This window comes from Stenotrophomonas sp. KH_029 (genome assembly GCF_057839765.1).
In genome coordinates this window covers 3,338,916-3,356,569 of record NZ_CM174498.1, presented here as the reverse complement: position 1 = coordinate 3,356,569, position 17,654 = coordinate 3,338,916, and the positions used below count along the sequence as shown (strand labels likewise).

Below are 17,654 nucleotides of genomic sequence, written 5' to 3'. Positions count from 1 at the left end.
TGCGGGGTGGAATGGGGCCAGTTTTGCCGTCCCGGCCCCGCTGCGCCTTGATCCGGATCAATCCACGCGATTGCGCCTGTAACCGCTTCCCATCCGGTTCCGGGGGGCCGGTCCCGGTCCGGCCCTGCTAGAATGAACGCCCCTTTCCATCGGCGCCGCACCGTCGCGGCTGCAGGAGCTTGTGAACATGGCAATCAAGGTTGGCATCAACGGTTTCGGTCGCATCGGGCGCAACGTGCTGCGTTCGGCCGTGCTGAACTTCGGCAATGACATCGAAATCGTCGCCATCAACGATCTGCTGGAGCCGGACTACCTGGCCTACATGCTGAAGTACGACTCGGTGCACGGTCGCTTCAAGGCCGATGTGTCGGTGTCGGGCAACGACCTGCTGGTCAATGGCAAGAAGATCCGCCTGACCCAGGAGCGCGATCCGGCCAACCTGAAGTGGGACGAAGTGGGCGTGGACGTGGTGATCGAATCCACCGGCCTGTTCCTGACCAAGGACACCGCGCAGAAGCACATCGATGCCGGCGCCAAGAAGGTGATCCTGTCGGCCCCGTCCAAGGACGACACCCCGATGTTCGTGTTCGGCGTGAACGACAAGACCTACGCCGGCCAGGCGATCGTCTCCAATGCATCGTGCACCACCAACTGCCTGGCGCCGCTGGCCAAGGTGATCAACGACAAGTGGGGCATCAAGCGCGGCCTGATGACCACCGTGCACGCGGCCACCGCCACCCAGAAGACTGTCGACGGCCCGTCCAACAAGGACTGGCGCGGCGGCCGCGGCATCCTGGAGAACATCATTCCGTCCTCCACCGGTGCGGCCAAGGCCGTCGGCGTGGTGATCCCGGAGCTGAACAAGAAGCTGACCGGCATGAGCTTCCGCGTGCCCACCTCGGACGTGTCGGTGGTCGACCTGACCGTCGAGCTGGAAAAGGAAGCCACCTACGCCGAGATCTGCGCCGAAGTGAAGGCGCAGAGCGAAGGCGCGCTGAAGGGCATCCTCGGCTACACCGAAGACAAGGTGGTGGCCACCGATTTCCGCGGCGAGACCCACACCTCGGTGTTCGACGCCGATGCAGGCATCGCCTTGGACAGTACCTTCGTCAAGCTGGTGTCCTGGTACGACAACGAGTGGGGCTATTCCAACAAGTGCCTGGAAATGGTCAAGGTCGTCGCCGCGTAATACCGGCCAGCCGATGCCTTGAGGCAATCAACGGCGGACCGCAGGGTCCGCCGTTTTTTTGCCCGGCCCCCGGCCCTGATTCAGTTAGCATGGCCGCGTGCCTCGGTACCGCGCGGTCGGGCGGGCGCCGGGGCCCCTTTCGAGGATGGCGTGGAATGGAAGCTCTGATTGCCCTGGTGGTGCTGGTCCTGCTGCTGGTTCCGGTGCTGCTGGTGGTGGCCCTGGTGATGATTTCCGGGCTGCGCCGGCGGGTGGCAGCCCTGGAACAGCAGCGCCTGGACGCGACGGCGGCCCGGCCCGAGACGCCGATCCCGACAGCACAGCCGCTGCCCTGGACGGAACAACCGTCTCGGCCGGCTGCCCACGCCGCACAGGTTGTCGCGGCGGCCGCCACGGTCGGAGGCGTCGACCTGCCGCCACCCTTGCCGCCCCTGGCACCGCCCGCCGCCGCTGCGGTGGCGCCACCTCCGCCGCCGGCCGGCCCCGGCCTGGCCGAACGGGTGCTGGGCACGGTCAAACAGTGGTTCACCGAGGGCAATGTGCCGGTCAAGATCGGCATGCTGGTGCTGTTGGCCGGTGTGGCCGCGCTGCTCAAGTACGCCAGCGACCAGGGCTGGTTGAACGCGCCGATCGAACTGCGCCTGGCCGCGATCGCGGCCGGTGCGCTGGGCGGGCTGGTGTTCGGCTGGATCCAGCGCGACCGCCGCCGCCTGTTCGCCCTGGCGCTGCAGGGCGGGACGATCGGCATCCTGCTGCTGACCATCTTCGCCGCCTTCAAACGCTACGACCTGATCGAGGCGCTGCCGGCCTTTGCGATGAGCGTGCTGCTGGTCGCCGGGGTGGGCGTGCTGGCGGTGCTGCAGAACTCGCGCACGCTGGCAGTGCTGGGCATCCTGGCCGGGTTCATGGCGCCGATCTGGCTGTCCACCGGCAGTGGCAACCATGTCGCGCTGTTCTCGTATTACGCCGTGCTCAATGGCGCCATCCTGGCCATTGCCTGGTGGCGGCCGTGGCGGGTGCTCAACCTGCTGGGCTTTGCCTTCACCTTCGGCATCGGCACGGCCTGGGGCGTGCTGCAGTACCAGGCCGACAAGTTCGCCACTACCGAACCGTTCCTGCTGTTGTTCTTCGCCTTCTACCTGTTGATCCCGATCCTGTACGCGCGCCGCCAGCCGGCCGAGAAGCGCGACCTGGTCGATGGCAGCCTGGTGTTCGGCACCCCGCTGATCGCGTTCTCGCTGCAGGCCGGCATGCTGCACCAGGACCGTCTGCTGCTGGCGCTGTGCGCGCTGGCACTGGCCACGCTGTACGCCGCACTGGGCTGGGCGCTGATCCGGCGTCCGCGCTATGCCGCGTTGGGCCAGTCGCATGCGGTATTGGCGGTGGGGTTTGCCACGCTGGCGGTGCCGCTGGCGTTGTCGGCACGGGCCACCGCCAGTGTGTTCGCGCTGGAAGGGGCGGCACTGGCATGGCTGGGCCTGCGCCAGCGCCGCTGGTTGCCGCAGATCGCCGCGGCCCTGCTGCAGCTGGGCGCGGCGTTCGGCTTTGTGGTCGGTGCCGATTACTGGCACAACGATGCCAACGCGATCGCCAACCCGACGTTCATGAGCGGCCTGCTGCTGGCGGTGGCCGGGTTCGCTTCGGCATGGAGCTACCGGCGTGCGCGGCAGGATGCGCCGGCGCTGGTGTATTACCTGTGGGGCCTGCTGTGGTGGCTGGGCGGGGCGGTGCATGAAGTCGGCCGCTTTGTCGTGCACGACAGCCGCCCCGACGCGTTGCTGATCGCGGTGGCGGCCACCGCCTGGATCGCCGCCGAAGTGCATCGGCGGGCGCCTGCGCGCGCGCTGGCGCTGACCACCCTGGCGATGCTGTTGAGTGCGTTCCCGTTGGCGCTGTGGCAGGCCGATGTGCACCAGCAGCCGTTCGCCGGTTATGGCGCGCTGGCCTGGGCGGTGTTCGCCGCGCTGGGCGTGCGCAGCCTGTGGTGCCTGCGCGATGGACAGGGCCGGGCGGCGCTGGCGGCGCAGTTCAGCTGGTGGCTGCTGTGGCCGACGGTGCTGTCGCTGGCCTGCATGTGGCTGGCCGACCGCTTCGGCCTGGCCCAGGGCTGGTCGGTGGCATTGGCGTTGCTGCCCTGGTTGCTGTTGGCCGGTATCGCCCTGCTGCGCTGGCCGTGGCTGGCAGTCCCGCTGGGCACGCGCTTCGATGTGCTGCGCCAGGCGCTGACCACCACCGTGTTCGTGGTACTGGGCGTGAGTTGGCTGTGCCTGTTGTTCGCGCCGGCATCGGCCGTGCCGCTGCCGTGGCTGCCGCTGCTCAATCCGATGGAACTGGCCCAGCTGGCCGTGCTGGCCCTGGCGGTGCGCTGGCTGTGGTCGGTGCAGGCGCCGCCGGTACTGGGCGCCAGGCGCGTGCCGTTGCTGGCCATTGCCGGTTTCATCCTGCTCACCAGCACCACCCTGCACACCGTGCACCACTGGGGCGCGGTGCCGTGGAACGGCCGGCTGTGGTCCTCGACCCTGGCCCAGACCAGCCTGACCGTGGTCTGGAGCGTGCTCGGGGTGATCAGCTGGGTGTGGGGCTCGCGCCGTGGCCAGCGCACGCTGTGGCTGGTCGGTGCGGTGCTGATGGGCGTGGTGCTGGCCAAGCTGGTGCTGATCGACCGCCAGCACCTGGGCAATCTGCTGGGTATTTCTTCCTTCATCGCCTACGGCCTGCTGTGCACGGTCGTGGGTTACCTGGCGCCGGCCCCGCCGCGCGCGCCCGATGCCGACCTGGAGCAACAGCCGTGAACACTCTGCGTACCCTGATCGCGGCCCTGGCGCTGGTGGCGGCACCGGCGCTGGTGCTGGCCGCCGACGCGCGCCAGGACTATCGTCAGCAATGGCCGTTGCAGCTGTCCCAGCCGCAGGCCGGGGCCTACCGGCTGATGCTGGACGAAGCGGTGTACCGCAGCGCGGTATCGCCGCGGCTGGCCGATGTGCAGGTGTTCAACGCGCAGGGCCAGACCCTGCCGTCGGCGCTGCTGGCGGCCGACCAACCCCTGGCGCAGGCCGCGCAGTGGCAGGACCTGCCGTGGTTTCCGCTGCCGGCGCTGAGCGGTTCGGCCGCCGATGACCTGCAACTGCTGGCCGAGCGCAATACCGATGGCAGCGTGCGTCGGGTCGAGGCGCGGCTGGGCCGTGGCGGTGCCGCCGCGCAGCCGGCCGGGTGGTTGATCGATGCCGCTGCCCTGCGGGTCGAGGTGCAGGCCCTGCGCCTGGACTGGCAGACCCAGGCGGCCGTGCAGGCGCGGGTGCGGGTGGAGGCCAGCGACGACCTGCGCGACTGGGACCGCATCGCCGATGAGGTGGCGCTGGTGGACCTGCAGCACGACGGCCGCCGGCTGCAGCAGCGACGCATCGAGATCGGGCGCAAGGCGCGCTACTACCGCATCCTGCCGCTGGGCACGCAGGCCTTGCCGACGCTGTTGGCGGTGCAGGCTGAACTGGCGCCGGCCGCGCAGTCGGTGGACTGGCGCTGGCAGTCGCTGGCCGGCCGTGCCGGCAAGCCGGGTGAGTTCGAGTACCAGCTCGACGGCCGCTTCCCGATCGCGCAGGCCGATATCGCCACCGCCGACAACAGCGTGGTGCAGTGGACCCTGCTCAGCCGCGACGATCCCGAACAGCCCTGGCAGGTGCGCGCCGGGCCGTGGGTGGCCTACCAGCTGCAGGATGCCGCGCAGCGCCGCCAGTCGCAGGCCCAGCCGCTTGCAGTGGCCAGCCGCGACCGCTACTGGAAGCTGATGGCCGCCCAGGCGCAGCCGAGCCAGGCGCCGACCCTGAAGCTGGGTTACCAGCCCGAGGCGCTGGTGTTCCTCAGCCAGGGGGAGCCGCCCTACAGCGTGGTCGCCGGCAGCGTGCGGGCCGCGCGCAGCGACGCGCCGGTGGGCACGGTGATCGCGCAGCTGCGCCAGCAACAGGGCGCGCAGTGGCAACCGGCGCTGGCCACCGTGCAGGGGCCAGCGCAGGTGCTGGCCGGCGATGCTGCACTGACGGCGCCGCGCGACTGGAAGCAGTGGCTGCTGTGGGGCTTGCTGGTGCTGGGCGTGCTGATCGTCGGCGGATTCGCGCTGAGCCTGCTGCGGCAGAAGCCGGTCGATCCGGCGTAACGCGCGACGGCCGGCGATGACCAACGGTCATCGCCGGCCCATTTGCGATGCACCCGCGCAGCCCGGACAATGGGCATCTGCGCCGTGCGCGGCGCCCTTTCCTTTCCCGCCAAAGAGTTGCCCCATGTCCATCGTTCGCATGACCGACCTCGATCTCTCCGGCAAGCGCGTGTTGATCAGGCAAGACCTGAACGTGCCGATCGAAGACGGCCGCATCACCTCCGAGCAGCGCATCAGCGCATCGTTGCCGACGTTGAAGCTGGCCCTGGAGAAGGGCGCGGCGGTGATGGTCACCTCGCACCTGGGGCGGCCGAAGGAAGGGGTATGGAGCGAAGCCGACTCGCTGGCGCCGGTGGCGCTGCGCCTGTCGGCCCTGCTTGGCGTGGACGTGCCGCTGGTGCGCGACTGGGTCGATGGCGTGGCAGTGGCGCCGGGATCGATCGTGCTGCTGGAAAACTGCCGCATGAATGTCGGCGAGGGCAAGGACGATGAAGCGCTGGCGGAGAAGTACGCCGCACTGTGCGATGTGTTCGTGATGGATGCCTTCGGCACCGCGCACCGCGCCCAGGCTTCCACCCACGGGGTGATCCGCTTCGCCCCGGTGGCCGCCGGTGGTCCGTTGCTGATGGCCGAGCTGGACGCGCTGGCCAAGGCGCTGCTGGCCCCCGCACCGCCGCTGCTGGCCATCGTCGCCGGCAGCAAGGTCAGCACCAAGCTGGAGCTGCTGTCCAGCCTGGTCGGCAAGGTCGACCAGCTGATCGTCGGTGGCGGCATCGCCAATACCTTCATCGCCGCGGCCGGCCATCCGGTCGGCAAGTCGCTGTACGAGCCGGACCTGCTGGAGACCGCGAAGAAGATCGTGGCCGATGCGAAGGCGCGTGGCGCCGAGATCCCGCTGCCCACCGATGTGGTGGTGGCCAAGCAGTTCCTGCCGGATGCCGAAGCCACGGTGAAGGCCGTCGCCGACGTGGCCGAGGACGACCTGATCCTGGACATCGGCCCGGACACCGCCCAGCACTATGCGGGCCTGATCGCCAAGGCCGGCACCGTGGTCTGGAACGGCCCGGTCGGCGTGTTCGAATTCGAGGCCTTCAGCCATGGTACCGAAGCGCTGGCCCGTGCCATCGCGGCCTCGCCGGCATTCTCGATCGCCGGTGGTGGCGACACCCTGGCCGCAGTCGACAAGTACGGCATCGCCGGCGAGGTGAGCTACATCTCCACCGGTGGCGGCGCGTTCCTGGAGTTCCTGGAAGGCAAGACCCTGCCGGCGGTGGCCGCGCTCGACGCCCGGGGCGCGTGATGGCGGAGGAGCGGTCGGTGACGGGCGACGCCCGGTGGATGACGACCGTTGGTCGTCATTCCGATGAACAGCGCGCAGCGCTGTTCTTCGACCTCGACGGTACGCTGATCGATTCGGCCGTGGGCATCACCCAGTGCGTGGCGCATGCGCTGACCCGGATGGGCAAGCCGGTGCCGCCGCTGGAGCAACTGCGGCACTGGATCGGGCCGTCGCTGCGCACCAGCTTCGCGCCGCTGTTCGATGACCCGGCCGATGTGGAGCAGGCGGTGACCTACTACCGCGAACGCTTCGACGTGGTCGGCTGGCGCGAGCATGAGGTGTACCCGCGGATCGGCGAGGTCGTGCAGGACCTGCACGGCCGCGGCCACCGGCTGGCCATCGTCACCGCCAAGAACGAACCGCACGCGCGCCGCATCATCGCGCACCTGCCGTTCGGCGGGTGCTTCGAGGAGGTGGTCGGGGCGACCATCGACGGCAGCCGCAGCGAGAAGCCGCAGCTGGTCGCCGAGGCGCTGCAGCGGCTGTCATTGACGCCCGGGCAGTGCTGGATGATCGGCGACCGGCGCATGGATATCGCCGGCGCGCGCCATCACGGCATGCGCAATATCGGCGTGTTGTGGGGATTTGGCGGCGCCCAGGAGCTGCAATCGGCCGGCGCGCAGCACCTGGTGAGCGCCCCGGATGAGCTGCTGGCCGTGCTCGCCTGAGGCATCCGGCGGCGTCCCGTACGCCGCCGCATGTCGCGCGCAAAGCCAGCCGGGTCGGGGCTTGCTGCGGCATCGCGGTCGACCGATGTCCGCCCGGCGGTCCGCCGCTGTCTGCAGGACATCGGCAAGAACCAGCTGCGCCAAGGCTGTAAACGTATTCATGGGACGTGAAGGGTGTGCTAATTTCAGTTCTTTCCCGGGAGCCCATTTACCATGATTGAGCGTCAGCGCCGCACCAAGATCCTCGCCACCCTCGGACCGGCGACCGACCCGCCGGGCGTGCTGGAGGATCTGTTCCGCGCCGGCGTGAACGTGGTGCGTTTGAATTTCAGCCACGGCGATCCGTCCGGCCAGGCCAAGCGCGCCGCCGACGTGCGCGCCGCCGCGCAACGCGTGGGCGTGGAAGTGGGCATCCTGGCCGACCTGCCGGGCCCGAAGATCCGCATCGAGCGTTTCACCGAAGGCAAGATCAAGCTCAAGGCCGGCGACCGCTTCGACCTGGTGGCCTCGGCCACCCCGCCGCCGGGCGACACCACCCAGGTGGGCGTGAGCTACCTGGGCCTGCCGCAGGACGTGGTGGCCGGCGACGTGCTGCTGCTCGACGATGGCCTGATGCAGCTGCAGGTGCTTGAAGTGCAGGGCGAGCGCATCATCAACACCGTGCTCAACGACGGCGTGCTGTCCGACCGCAAGGGCCTGAACAAGCAGGGCGGCGGCCTGTCGCTGGGCGCGCTGACCGAGCGCGACAAGGAACTGATCGGCATCGTGGCCAAGATCGGGGTGGACTTCATCGCCGTCTCGTTCTGCCGCAATGCGCAGGACATGAACGACGCCCGCGAGATCGCCGAATCGCACGGCTGCTACGCCGCGCTGGTGTCCAAGATCGAGCGCACCGAAGCGATCGAGAACCTGGAAGAGATCATCGACGCCAGCGACGTGGTGATGGTGGCCCGTGGCGACCTGGGCGTGGAAATCGGCGATGCCGAACTGCCGGGCCTGCAGAAGAAGATCATCAAGGCCTCGCTGGCGCAGAACAAGGTGGTGATCACCGCCACCCAGATGCTGCAGTCGATGGTGGAAAGCCCGATCCCGACCCGCGCCGAAGTCCTGGACGTGGCCAACTCGGTCATCGACGGTACCGATGCGGTGATGCTGTCGGCCGAAACCGCCGCCGGTGCGTATCCGGTCAAGGCGGTCGAAGCGATGGCGCGGATCTGCCTGGGTGCCGAGCGCCAGTTCCAGACCGAGACCGACTTCGGCGCCTCGCCGCGCGGGCTGGAGCGTGCCGACCAGGCCATCGCCATGGCCACCATGTTCCTGTCCCAGCACGTGGGCGTGCGCGCGATCGTGGCGATGACCGAATCCGGTGACACCGCGCGTTACCTGTCGCGCTTCCGTGCCTCGGCCCCGGTGTTCGCGGTGACCCGCCACGATGGCGCGCGCCGGCAGATGGCGCTGATGCGCGATGTGTTCCCGATCAACTTCGACAGCCGTGGTTTCACCCCGCGCGAAGCGGCCCGCGGCAGCATCCGCCTGCTGGTGGAAGCCAACCAGCTGCAGGCCGGCGACCGGGTGGTGTTTACCAGCGGTGAGCACATGGAAACCCATGGCGCCACCAACACCCTGCGCCTGCTGGAAGTGGGCGAAGACGGCCGCGCCAGCGGCCTGGGCGAGCTGTAGGGGGATACGCGCCATCGCATGCGCGCTGTCGCCCCACGGTTTGCGCTGCAAACCGTGGGCCCCTTCTTATCAGCACCCACACCCCGGCCGCTTCGCGGCCGCCCCCTGACGCAGGGGGCTTTCACCCGGACACATCCCCGAATACGCGCTCTGCATGGGTGAAAGCGTTTCCAGATCGCGTGTACAGCCAGTTCACGGGGGCGGCCCGCTATAATTGGGGTTTTCCCGCACCCGCCACAGGAAATACATGAGCATCGAACAGCTGGCTGAAACCGCCCAGGCCATGGTCGCCCCGGGCAAGGGCATCATCGCGATCGACGAATCCACCGGCACCATCGGCAAGCGCTTCGCCAGCGTCGGCCTGGAAAACACCGAAGAGAACCGTCGCGCCTACCGCGAAATGCTGCTGACCACGCCGAAGCTGAACGAGCATATCTCCGGCGCGATCCTGTACGACGAAACCATCCGTCAGTCCACCAAGGACGGCGTGCCGTTCGCCAAGTACATGGCCGACCACGGCATCATCCCGGGCATCAAGGTCGACAAGGGCGCCCACGCGCTGGCCGGCTGCCCCGGTGAGCTGGTGACCGAAGGCCTGGACGGCCTGCGCGAGCGCCTGCAGGAGTACTACAAGCTGGGTGCGCGTTTTGCCAAGTGGCGTGCGGTGATCAACATCGGCGAGAGCATCCCGTCGGGCACCTGCATCGAGTCCAACGCGCATGCGCTGGCCCGTTATGCGGCGCTGTGCCAGGAATGCGGCCTGGTGCCGATGGTCGAGCCGGAAGTGATCATGGACGGCGACCACGACATCGAGACCTGCTACGAAGTCACCGAAGCCACCCTGCGTTCGCTGTTCGACGCGCTGTACCAGCAGAACGTGCTGCTGGAAGGCACCATCCTGAAGGCCTCGATGGTCATCTCGGGCAAGGGCTGCGAAGAGCAGGCCGACGTCGAGGAAGTGGCCGAGTCGACCGTGATGTGCCTCAAGAGCACCGTGCCGGCGATCCTGCCGGGCGTGGTGTTCCTGTCCGGCGGTCAGACCGACGAACAGTCCACCGCGCACCTGGATGCAATGAACCAGATGGGCAACCTGCCGTGGCCGCTGAGCTTCTCCTACGGCCGCGCCATGCAGCAGGCCGCGCTGAAGCTGTGGGCCAAGGACACCAAGGCCAACATCGCCAAGGCCCAGCAGACCGTGTACGACCGCGCCAAGGAAAACGGCCTGGCCGCACAGGGCAAGTGGAACGGCTGATACCGGCCTGACCGCGAATGAAGAAACGCCGGCCTCGCGCCGGCGTTTTTTTTGGTTCTTCGCCTATTTCCGGGCTACAGTCCGTCAAATGCTGCGGCATTGCGGGGGACATGCCACCGGGTAGGGCCGGCCGTTGTCCGGTTGTTGCCGCTGCTGTTTCCGCTTCGCGGATAACTTCAAAAGCGTTTCGTGCCCCTCCGGGGCGCGAGTCACTTTCTGATGGCGCACATCCCTGTGCGCCACCCTACGGGCCAGCTACGCTGTTCCGCGCCGCTCCTGCGGCGCTGGTGCTCGTGCAAGAAAGTAACCAAAGAACACGCCCCCGTCCGCTCGCCGTCGGGCTGCGCCCGCCGGTGCCCTGCGCTTCTCGCGTCATCGGGGGACGGCGCGGAACTCGCTGCGCTCGCGCCCCCAGACCAGCGGACGCCCGTTGTTCCAGCGCGTCGCCACGCGCCCATGTGCTGCCGCACAGACCTCAGCACGCTTCATGCTTGGCCGCGCCTCTTCGCCCCCGATGCCGCTGTGATGCTCGGCTCGCTCCAAGGGGGAGGTGGATCAAGATCACGAGCAACAGCAACAGCAACAGCTGTCCGACCACGGTCTGACGTTGCTCCAGTTCCTGGCAACCCCATCACAGGTAGGTCCGACCCATGGTCGGACACGCATCGTCTCGGCATCGCGCTGTCCGAGCGTGGCTCGGACCTACGCTTTTCCATGCGTGCCAGCCATGTGTGGAGGGTTGGCGCGGGTGGGTTGGTGGGACTGTCGAAAACATGGGTCCGGCGTATACGCCGGACGGGTTGGGCAGGACGCCCAACCCCGGCCTTGCCGAGTGCGCAGGACAGCGCACCCGAGCAAGTTTTCGCCAAGCCTTATCTGTTCGGAATCTGGCAGCGTAGGCGTCGAGAGCCGGCGTGGGCCGCCGTGCAAGCCTGGATCTCGACGATCGTCATGGAGCTTGGCGCCCACGCCGGAATCTCCCTTGATCCGCCCGAACAGTTGCTGGAGCTGACACTCGCAGTGATAAGACTGGGCAAGCGGGGGAGCTCTCGACCCTTCCAGACTATACGGAGTCGGGCGATGAACGGGATCGGGATTGATGTCAGCAAGCGCCAGCTTGATGTTGGCACGACGGACGGGGAGACCCTGCGGGTCAGCAATACCCGCTCTGGCTTTGCTGAATTGGACGCTTGGCTGAGGAAACACCCGGCGATCCAGATCGTGCTGGAGGCCACCGGCGGCTACGAGCAGCCCGTGCTGGACTTCCTGCACAAGGCAGGTCATCCGGTGGTCCGGGCCAATGCCCTGCGGGCCCGAAAACTGGCCCAAGGCCTTGGCCAGGTGGCCAAGACCGACCGTTTGGACGCCTATGCATTGGCGCAGATGGCTGCCTTGGTGAAACTGCCTTCCTATCAGCCGCTGGAGCCTTGGCAGCAGAAGATGCGGGAATTCGTGTGCGCACGTCGACAGGCGATGCACGCGCTAACCGTCGCGCGGCAGCAACAGGAAATGGTGGGCAATCGTGAATTGCGCCAGCTGCTGCAGACCAATATCACACGCCTGCATACGCTGGTTGAACGACTGGGAAAGCAGATTGCCGAGCAGGTCTCTCAGCAGCCTCAACTGGCTGTGCTGAAGTCGATGAAAGGCGTCGGTCCAGGGCTGCAGGCGGTACTGGCCAGTTATCTGCCCGAGCTGGGCAAGATCAGCGGCAAGGCCATCGCCAGTCTGGTTGGGGTGGCGCCGATGTCCCACGACAGCGGGACGATACGTGGGAAACGAAGCATCCATGGCGGCAGAGCCGAGATCCGTCAGGTGCTTTATATGGCCAGCATGTCGGCCATGCGGCATGAACCGCGATTGCGCGACTTTTATCAGTCGCTGCGAGCTCGCGGCAAGGAAGGCAAAGTGGCCATCGTGGCGGTGATGCGGAAGATGCTGGTGATCCTCAACGCCCGCGTGCGCGACGCCCAAAGCGGATCGATCCCCGCCTGACGCGCGCCCGTAGGGCCTCAAAAGGCTGCCGGCCAGCGGCCGGCACTACCGTGCCTGCGCGCCGGGCACGGGGAAGCTCCCCGGCAACACAGTTGCTCCACGGATGGATTTACGGCGTGTCCCGCAAACCCACCCGTGCCAACCCAACCAGCGCATATGTCGGTCACTGCCTTTGATCTGACGCTGTAGTTCGCAGCCGACTTCCCGTAAATCGGCGAATAACCTTTTGGCCAACCTCCCGGTGCTCTGTCACGATGCACTCCATCGTTTGCCTGGATCGATCCGATGATCGTACGTGCCTGTGCTCTGCTGCTGTCACCGCTGCTCCTTGCCTGCGCCGTCGCGCAGGCCGCGCCGTCGCGCGGATTCGATGTGCTGCACTACGCGATCGCGCTGGTGCCCGACATCGCCGCCAAGCGCGTACAGGGCCGGCAGACCATCCGCTTCAGGGCCGAGCAGCCGCTGCCCACGCTCACCCTGGATGTGGGCGAGCTTGAGGTGACCGCAGTGATGCAGGGCGATCGCGTGCTGGCCTTCGAACAGGGCGACCAGCAGCTGCGCATCCGCTTCCCCACGCCGCTCAAACGCGGCGCCGTGGCCGAGCTGCGGATCCTCTACCAGGGCACGCCGGCGTTCGGCCTGGAATTCGCCCCTGCGCGCGAAGAGGTCTATACGATCTTCTCCACCCGCCAATGGATGCCCTCGGTGGACGCACCGGACGAGCGCGCCACGCTCGACCTGTCGGTGACGCTGCCGCCGGCGCTGCTGGCCACCGGCACCGGGCGCGCGCTGCCCGTGCGCACGCTGGCCGACGGACGCCGTGAACATCGCTGGCGGCTGGATACGCCGATGCCCGCCTATGTGTATGGCTTCGCGGCAGGCCGCTACCAGCAGGCCACGCAACCGCATGGGGCGGCCCAGCTGCGTTTCCTTTCCGTGGACCGTACGCCGGCCCAGTTGCGCCGCGTTTTCGCGCGCACCGGCGACATGCTCGACTTCTTCGCCGCGCGCGCCGGCCTGCCGTATCGCGGCCACTACCAGCAGGTACTGGTGGCGCGCACCATCGGCCAGGAGATGGCCGGGCTGTCGCTGATGTCCGAGGCGTACGGTCAGGATGTGCTCGGCGATGCCAGCCAGACCGCGCTGATGGCCCATGAGGCCGCGCACCAGTGGTGGGGCAACCGGGTGACCTGCGCCAGCTGGCAGCATTTCTGGCTCAATGAGGGGTTCGCCAACTTCATGACCGCCGCCTACCTGCAGCAGGCGCAGGGCGAGGCGGCCTATCAATCGCAGGTGCAGCGCTGGCGCACGCGCTGGGAGGCCGTGCGTGCGAAGGGCGCCGACCATGCGCTGGTCTATGCCGACTGGGATTCGCCCAGCGGCGACGACCGCACGGTGGTCTATCAGAAGGGGGCCTACGTCCTGCATCTGCTGCGCAGCGAACTGGGCGAGGAGGTGTTCTGGCGCGGTATCGGCCACTACACCCGGGCCAACGACGGCCGTTCGGTGGTCACCGCCGATTTCCAGCGCGCCATGGAGAAGGCCGCGGGACGTTCGCTGCAGCCGTTCTTCGAGCAATGGGTCTACACCGCAGGTGCAGCGGCGGGGTAACCGGCCCCGGTGGCGCCCTCAGTGCGCGGCCGCCGGTGGCAGGCCGAGCTCCAGCGACGGCAGCAGCGGCGAGGGCGGGGCATCGATCGGTTGGCCCTGTGCGGCCAGCGCCGACTGGTAGGCCTTGAACGTGGCCGCGTTGTAGGCCACCAGGATGATCCGCCGCGGTTGCTGGTGCGAACGCTGCCAGGTCAGGATCTCGGTGGCGGCGATCTGCGCGGCCTGGTGCAGCGGGTAGCCGAACACCCCGCAGCTGATCGCCGGGAACGCGATCGACTGCACGTCCAGCTTTTCGGCCAGCTGCAGCGACTTCCAGTAGCAGTTGGCCAGCAGCGCCGGTTCGTCGCGTTGGCCGTCCTGCCAGACCGGGCCGACGGTATGGAAGACATGTCGTGCGGGCAGCTGGTAGGCCGCCGTGGCGCGGACCTCGCCGGTGGTGCAGCGGACCCCCGGGCGGATTTCGGCCAGCGCCTGGCATTCGGCCAGCAGCTGTGGGCCGGCCGCGCGGTGGATCGCGCCGTCCACGCCGCCGCCGCCGAGCAGGGATTCATTGGCCGCATTGACGATCGCATCCACCGCCAGGGTCGTGATGTCGCCCTGCCACACTTCGATCTTCATGCGTACCACTCCTGACTGAAACCGGGTCCATGCAACGGGATGCCACCTCGACCCCTGCACGTTAGCGGGCAGGGCGTCCAGACTGCGTCATCGTCGTCTCAGGCAGTGCGACCCGGCGCGCACTGCCCCGCATTCACACGATGGGGGGCGCTGCCTTCACCGCAGATGAAGGCGGAATCGCCGCCTGAATACGAACACGCCCACCAGGAGGTGGGCGTCGGTGGGATATGCAGGACAACGCGGGGATCAGGGCAGACCGGCCAGCCAGTCGTCGTCGGAGCCGTCATTGATGTCGGCAAACAGCGGCGTGGAGAAGTAACGCTCGCCGGTGTCGGGCAGCATCGCCAGGATCACGCTGCCCGGCGCGGCGCGCTCGGCGATGTCCAGCGCACTGGCCACGGTGGCGCCGGCCGAGATGCCGACGAAGATGCCTTCCTCGGCAGCCAGCCGCCGCGAGGTGTCGATCGCGCGGGCATCGTCGATGCTCAGCAGTTCGTCGTAGACGTTGCGGTTGAGCACGTCGGGCACGAAGTCCGGGGTCCAGCCCTGGATCTTGTGCGGCTTCCATTCCTCGCTCTTGAGCAGGGCCGCGCCGGTGGGTTCGGTGGCCACGATGCGGGTGTCCGGTCGCGCCACCTTGAGCACTTCACCCACCCCGGTCAGCGTGCCGCCGGTGCCCCAGCCGGTCACGAAGTAGTCCAGCCGCCTGCCGGCGAAGTCGCGCAGGATCTCCGGGGCGGTGGTATTGCGGTGGTAGGCCGGATTGGCCGGGTTGGCGAACTGGCTGGCCAGGAACCAGCCGTGCTCCTCGGCCAGTTCCTTCGCCCGGCGCACCATGCCCGAGCCGCGCTCGGCGGCCGGGGTCAGGATCACCTTGGCGCCGTAGGCGCGCATCAGCTTGCGGCGCTCGATCGAGAAGGTTTCCACCATGGTGGCCACGAACTTGTAGCCGCGCGCGGCGGCCACCATCGCCAGCGCCACGCCGGTGTTGCCCGAGGTCGCTTCGACGATGGTGTCGCCGGGCTTGAGCACGCCCCGGGCTTCGGCGTCGAGGATGATCGCCAGCGCCAGCCGGTCCTTGACCGAGCCGCCGGGGTTGAACGACTCGACCTTGGCATACACGGTGACATGCGCCGGGGCGAGGCGGTTCAGGCGCACCACCGGGGTGTTGCCGATGGTGTCCAGGATCGAGTTGTACAGGGCCATGGGTTGCTCCGAGGTAGGTCCGGCCGCCGCATCGGGGCGGCGGCGCGCAGGAAGGGCCGGTTGCCGGCCCGGCCAAGATCGATCAGACCGTAGCGCCGGCATATGACAGCGCGAAATGACCTGATTACCTTCTTAAACAACATTTGGTTATAAGCTGGTGACGGCAATTGCCCTACAGTCGGATTGCCCTCCCTTCGCCTGCCGTGCCGCACGCCCATGACGCTGACCCAACTCCGTTATCTGGTGGCCATCGCCGACGCCGAGCTGAACATCACGCTGGCCGCTTCGCGTGTTCATGCCACCCAGCCCGGCCTGTCCAAGCAACTCAAGCAGCTGGAGGACGAACTGGGCTTCCTGCTGTTCGTGCGCAAGGGCCGCAGCCTGGAAGCGGTGACCCCGGCCGGGGTGGAAGTGATCGGCCGTGCCCGTGCGGTGCTGGGCGAAGCCAACAACATCCGTACCTATGCCGCCAACCAGCGCCGCGAAAGCCAGGGCCAGCTGGTGCTGACCACCACCCATACCCAGGCGCGGTTCGTGCTGCCGCCGGCGGTGGCGCGGATCAAGCAGGCCTATCCGCAGGTCAGCGTGCATCTGCAGCAGGCCGCCGAAAGCGATGCGCTGGACCTGCTCAGCCAGGGCGATGCGGACATCGCCATCATCTCCACCGCCGGCGCCGAACCCGGTGCCGGCATCGCCATTCCGCTGTACCGCTGGCGCCGGCTGGTGCTGGTGCCGCGCGGCCATGCACTGGACCGCCCCGGCGCGGCGCCGGACCTGCAGGCGCTGGCCGGCCATCCGCTGATCAGCTACGAATCTTCCACCCGCGGCAGCTCTTCGTTGCAGCGTGCCTTCGCCAGTGCCGGGCTGACCCCGGACATCGCCCTGACCGCGCTGGACGCGGACCTGATCAAGACCTATGTACGCACCGGCCTGGGCGTGGGCCTGCTGGCGGAAATGGCGGTCAATGCCGGCGACGAAGACCTGCGCGCCTGGCCGGCGCCGGCGCCGATCGACGAGTGCATCGCCTGGGCGGTGCTGCCGCGCGACCGGGTGCTGCGCGACTACGCGCTGGAGCTGGTGCACGTGCTGGCGCCGCAGATCGATACCCGCGACCTGCGTCGGGTGATCGACGGCAACCAGGAAGCCAACTGGCCGTTGCCGCCGACCTGGGAATCGCTGACGCAGACCATCACCGTCTGAGAAGCGACGGTGATGGCCGCGCATGCTTCCTCTACCCCGCGCCTTTGGCGCGCCCCCTTCAACAGAAGGGGGCTTTTCTCCAGACGGGGTGAGGGAATCGGCCGGGGCTTTGCAGAGGCCGCTGCGACGGTTGGTCGCAGGGCTTTGGGCTGCCCGACCAACGGTCGGGCGCTACCATGACGGGGTGAATGTCCGCCGTCGCCCGTACGCCGTCCTGCTGCAGCTTGCCTTCGTGGCGACGCTGCTGATGGCGCTGGCGCCGCTGGTCAGCCGCTGGCAGCAGGCCCATGCCGAGGCGCCGGTGATGCTGATGCCGACCGGCATGACCCACGCGCTGCCGGCGCTGCCGGATGCCCACGCCGGACACGGCATGCCGCAGCACGACGAGCAACATCACGCCATGCAGCACGGCGACATGCAGCACCCTGGCATGCAGCACCACGAGATGGCGATGCAGCACACGCCGATGCACGCCACGCCCGGTGCCCATGACGCCCCCGTACCGTCGCCGCCAATGAGCGAGCACGCCGGGCATGGTGACGCCTGCGAATACTGCATGATGGCCTCGCGCCTGATGCCGTGGCTGGCGGTCCTGATCCTGTTGTTGCCGGCGATGCCGGTCATCGCACCGCGTGTCCTGCGCGCAGTGCCCACGCCCCGCAGCCTGCGCTGGCCGGCCCACGCCGCCCGCGGCCCGCCCGCGATCTCCTGAAACCACCACCCTTCCTGCCCGTGTCGCCGTGATG

The 17,654-nt window shown here is 68.1% G+C and carries 13 protein-coding genes; 11 read left to right on the top strand and 2 right to left on the bottom strand.

The annotated features are described in order from the left end of the window. Nucleotides 1–187 precede the first annotated feature (187 nt). From gap to AC3ITM_RS15005, 9 genes are all read left to right on the top strand, one after another. Nucleotides 188–1,189 (top strand): type I glyceraldehyde-3-phosphate dehydrogenase, encoded by a 1,002-nt coding sequence (gap, locus tag AC3ITM_RS15045; protein ID WP_489266125.1) that lies wholly within the window; start codon nucleotides 188–190, stop codon nucleotides 1,187–1,189. A gap of 155 nt (nucleotides 1,190–1,344) precedes the next feature. Beyond that, nucleotides 1,345–3,981 (top strand): DUF2339 domain-containing protein, encoded by a 2,637-nt coding sequence (locus tag AC3ITM_RS15040; protein WP_489266124.1) that lies wholly within the window; start codon nucleotides 1,345–1,347, stop codon nucleotides 3,979–3,981. Next, nucleotides 3,978–5,339 (top strand): DUF3999 domain-containing protein, encoded by a 1,362-nt coding sequence (locus AC3ITM_RS15035; protein WP_489266122.1) that lies wholly within the window; start codon nucleotides 3,978–3,980, stop codon nucleotides 5,337–5,339. Before AC3ITM_RS15040 ends, AC3ITM_RS15035 begins: the two co-directional genes overlap by 4 nt. Nucleotides 5,340–5,463: 124 nt before the next feature. Continuing rightward, complete coding sequence (locus AC3ITM_RS15030; protein ID WP_489266121.1) at nucleotides 5,464–6,639, top strand: phosphoglycerate kinase; 1,176 nt, start codon at nucleotides 5,464–5,466, stop codon at nucleotides 6,637–6,639. A gap of 38 nt (nucleotides 6,640–6,677) precedes the next feature. Then, the gene (locus AC3ITM_RS15025; protein WP_489266119.1) at nucleotides 6,678–7,346 is read left to right on the top strand and encodes an HAD hydrolase-like protein; all 669 of its coding nucleotides are present in this window, start codon (nucleotides 6,678–6,680) and stop codon (nucleotides 7,344–7,346) included. A gap of 213 nt (nucleotides 7,347–7,559) precedes the next feature. Continuing rightward, nucleotides 7,560–9,026, top strand: coding sequence for a pyruvate kinase (gene pyk, locus AC3ITM_RS15020; RefSeq protein ID WP_489266117.1), 1,467 nt, complete (start codon nucleotides 7,560–7,562; stop codon nucleotides 9,024–9,026). A gap of 247 nt (nucleotides 9,027–9,273) precedes the next feature. Beyond that, nucleotides 9,274–10,278 (top strand): class I fructose-bisphosphate aldolase, encoded by a 1,005-nt coding sequence (locus tag AC3ITM_RS15015; RefSeq protein WP_228887433.1) that lies wholly within the window; start codon nucleotides 9,274–9,276, stop codon nucleotides 10,276–10,278. A gap of 1,080 nt (nucleotides 10,279–11,358) precedes the next feature. After that, nucleotides 11,359–12,273, top strand: a complete 915-nt coding sequence (locus AC3ITM_RS15010; RefSeq protein WP_489266115.1) for an IS110 family RNA-guided transposase — start codon at nucleotides 11,359–11,361, stop codon at nucleotides 12,271–12,273. 285 nt (nucleotides 12,274–12,558) lie between these two features. Further along, nucleotides 12,559–13,884, top strand: a complete 1,326-nt coding sequence (locus AC3ITM_RS15005; protein WP_489266113.1) for a M1 family metallopeptidase — start codon at nucleotides 12,559–12,561, stop codon at nucleotides 13,882–13,884. An 18-nt stretch (nucleotides 13,885–13,902) separates the two neighbouring features. Here the strand turns inward: AC3ITM_RS15005 and AC3ITM_RS15000 are convergent, their stop codons facing one another. Beyond that, entirely contained in the window at nucleotides 13,903–14,502 is a 600-nt protein-coding gene (locus AC3ITM_RS15000; protein WP_489266111.1) for an O-acetyl-ADP-ribose deacetylase, read from the bottom strand. A 246-nt stretch (nucleotides 14,503–14,748) separates the two neighbouring features. Further along, entirely contained in the window at nucleotides 14,749–15,708 is a 960-nt protein-coding gene (cysK, locus tag AC3ITM_RS14995; protein WP_489266110.1) for a cysteine synthase A, read from the bottom strand. Nucleotides 15,709–15,924: 216 nt separating this feature from the next. On the opposite strand from cysK, the gene AC3ITM_RS14990 reads away from it, so the two are divergent. Together AC3ITM_RS14990 and AC3ITM_RS14985 are read left to right on the top strand one after the other, a co-directional pair. Continuing rightward, nucleotides 15,925–16,908 (top strand): LysR family transcriptional regulator, encoded by a 984-nt coding sequence (locus AC3ITM_RS14990; RefSeq protein WP_228887429.1) that lies wholly within the window; start codon nucleotides 15,925–15,927, stop codon nucleotides 16,906–16,908. A gap of 184 nt (nucleotides 16,909–17,092) precedes the next feature. After that, a complete protein-coding gene (locus AC3ITM_RS14985; RefSeq protein ID WP_489266108.1) occupies nucleotides 17,093–17,620 on the top strand; it encodes a hypothetical protein in 528 nt (175 codons plus the stop codon). Nucleotides 17,621–17,654: the final 34 nt, after the last annotated feature.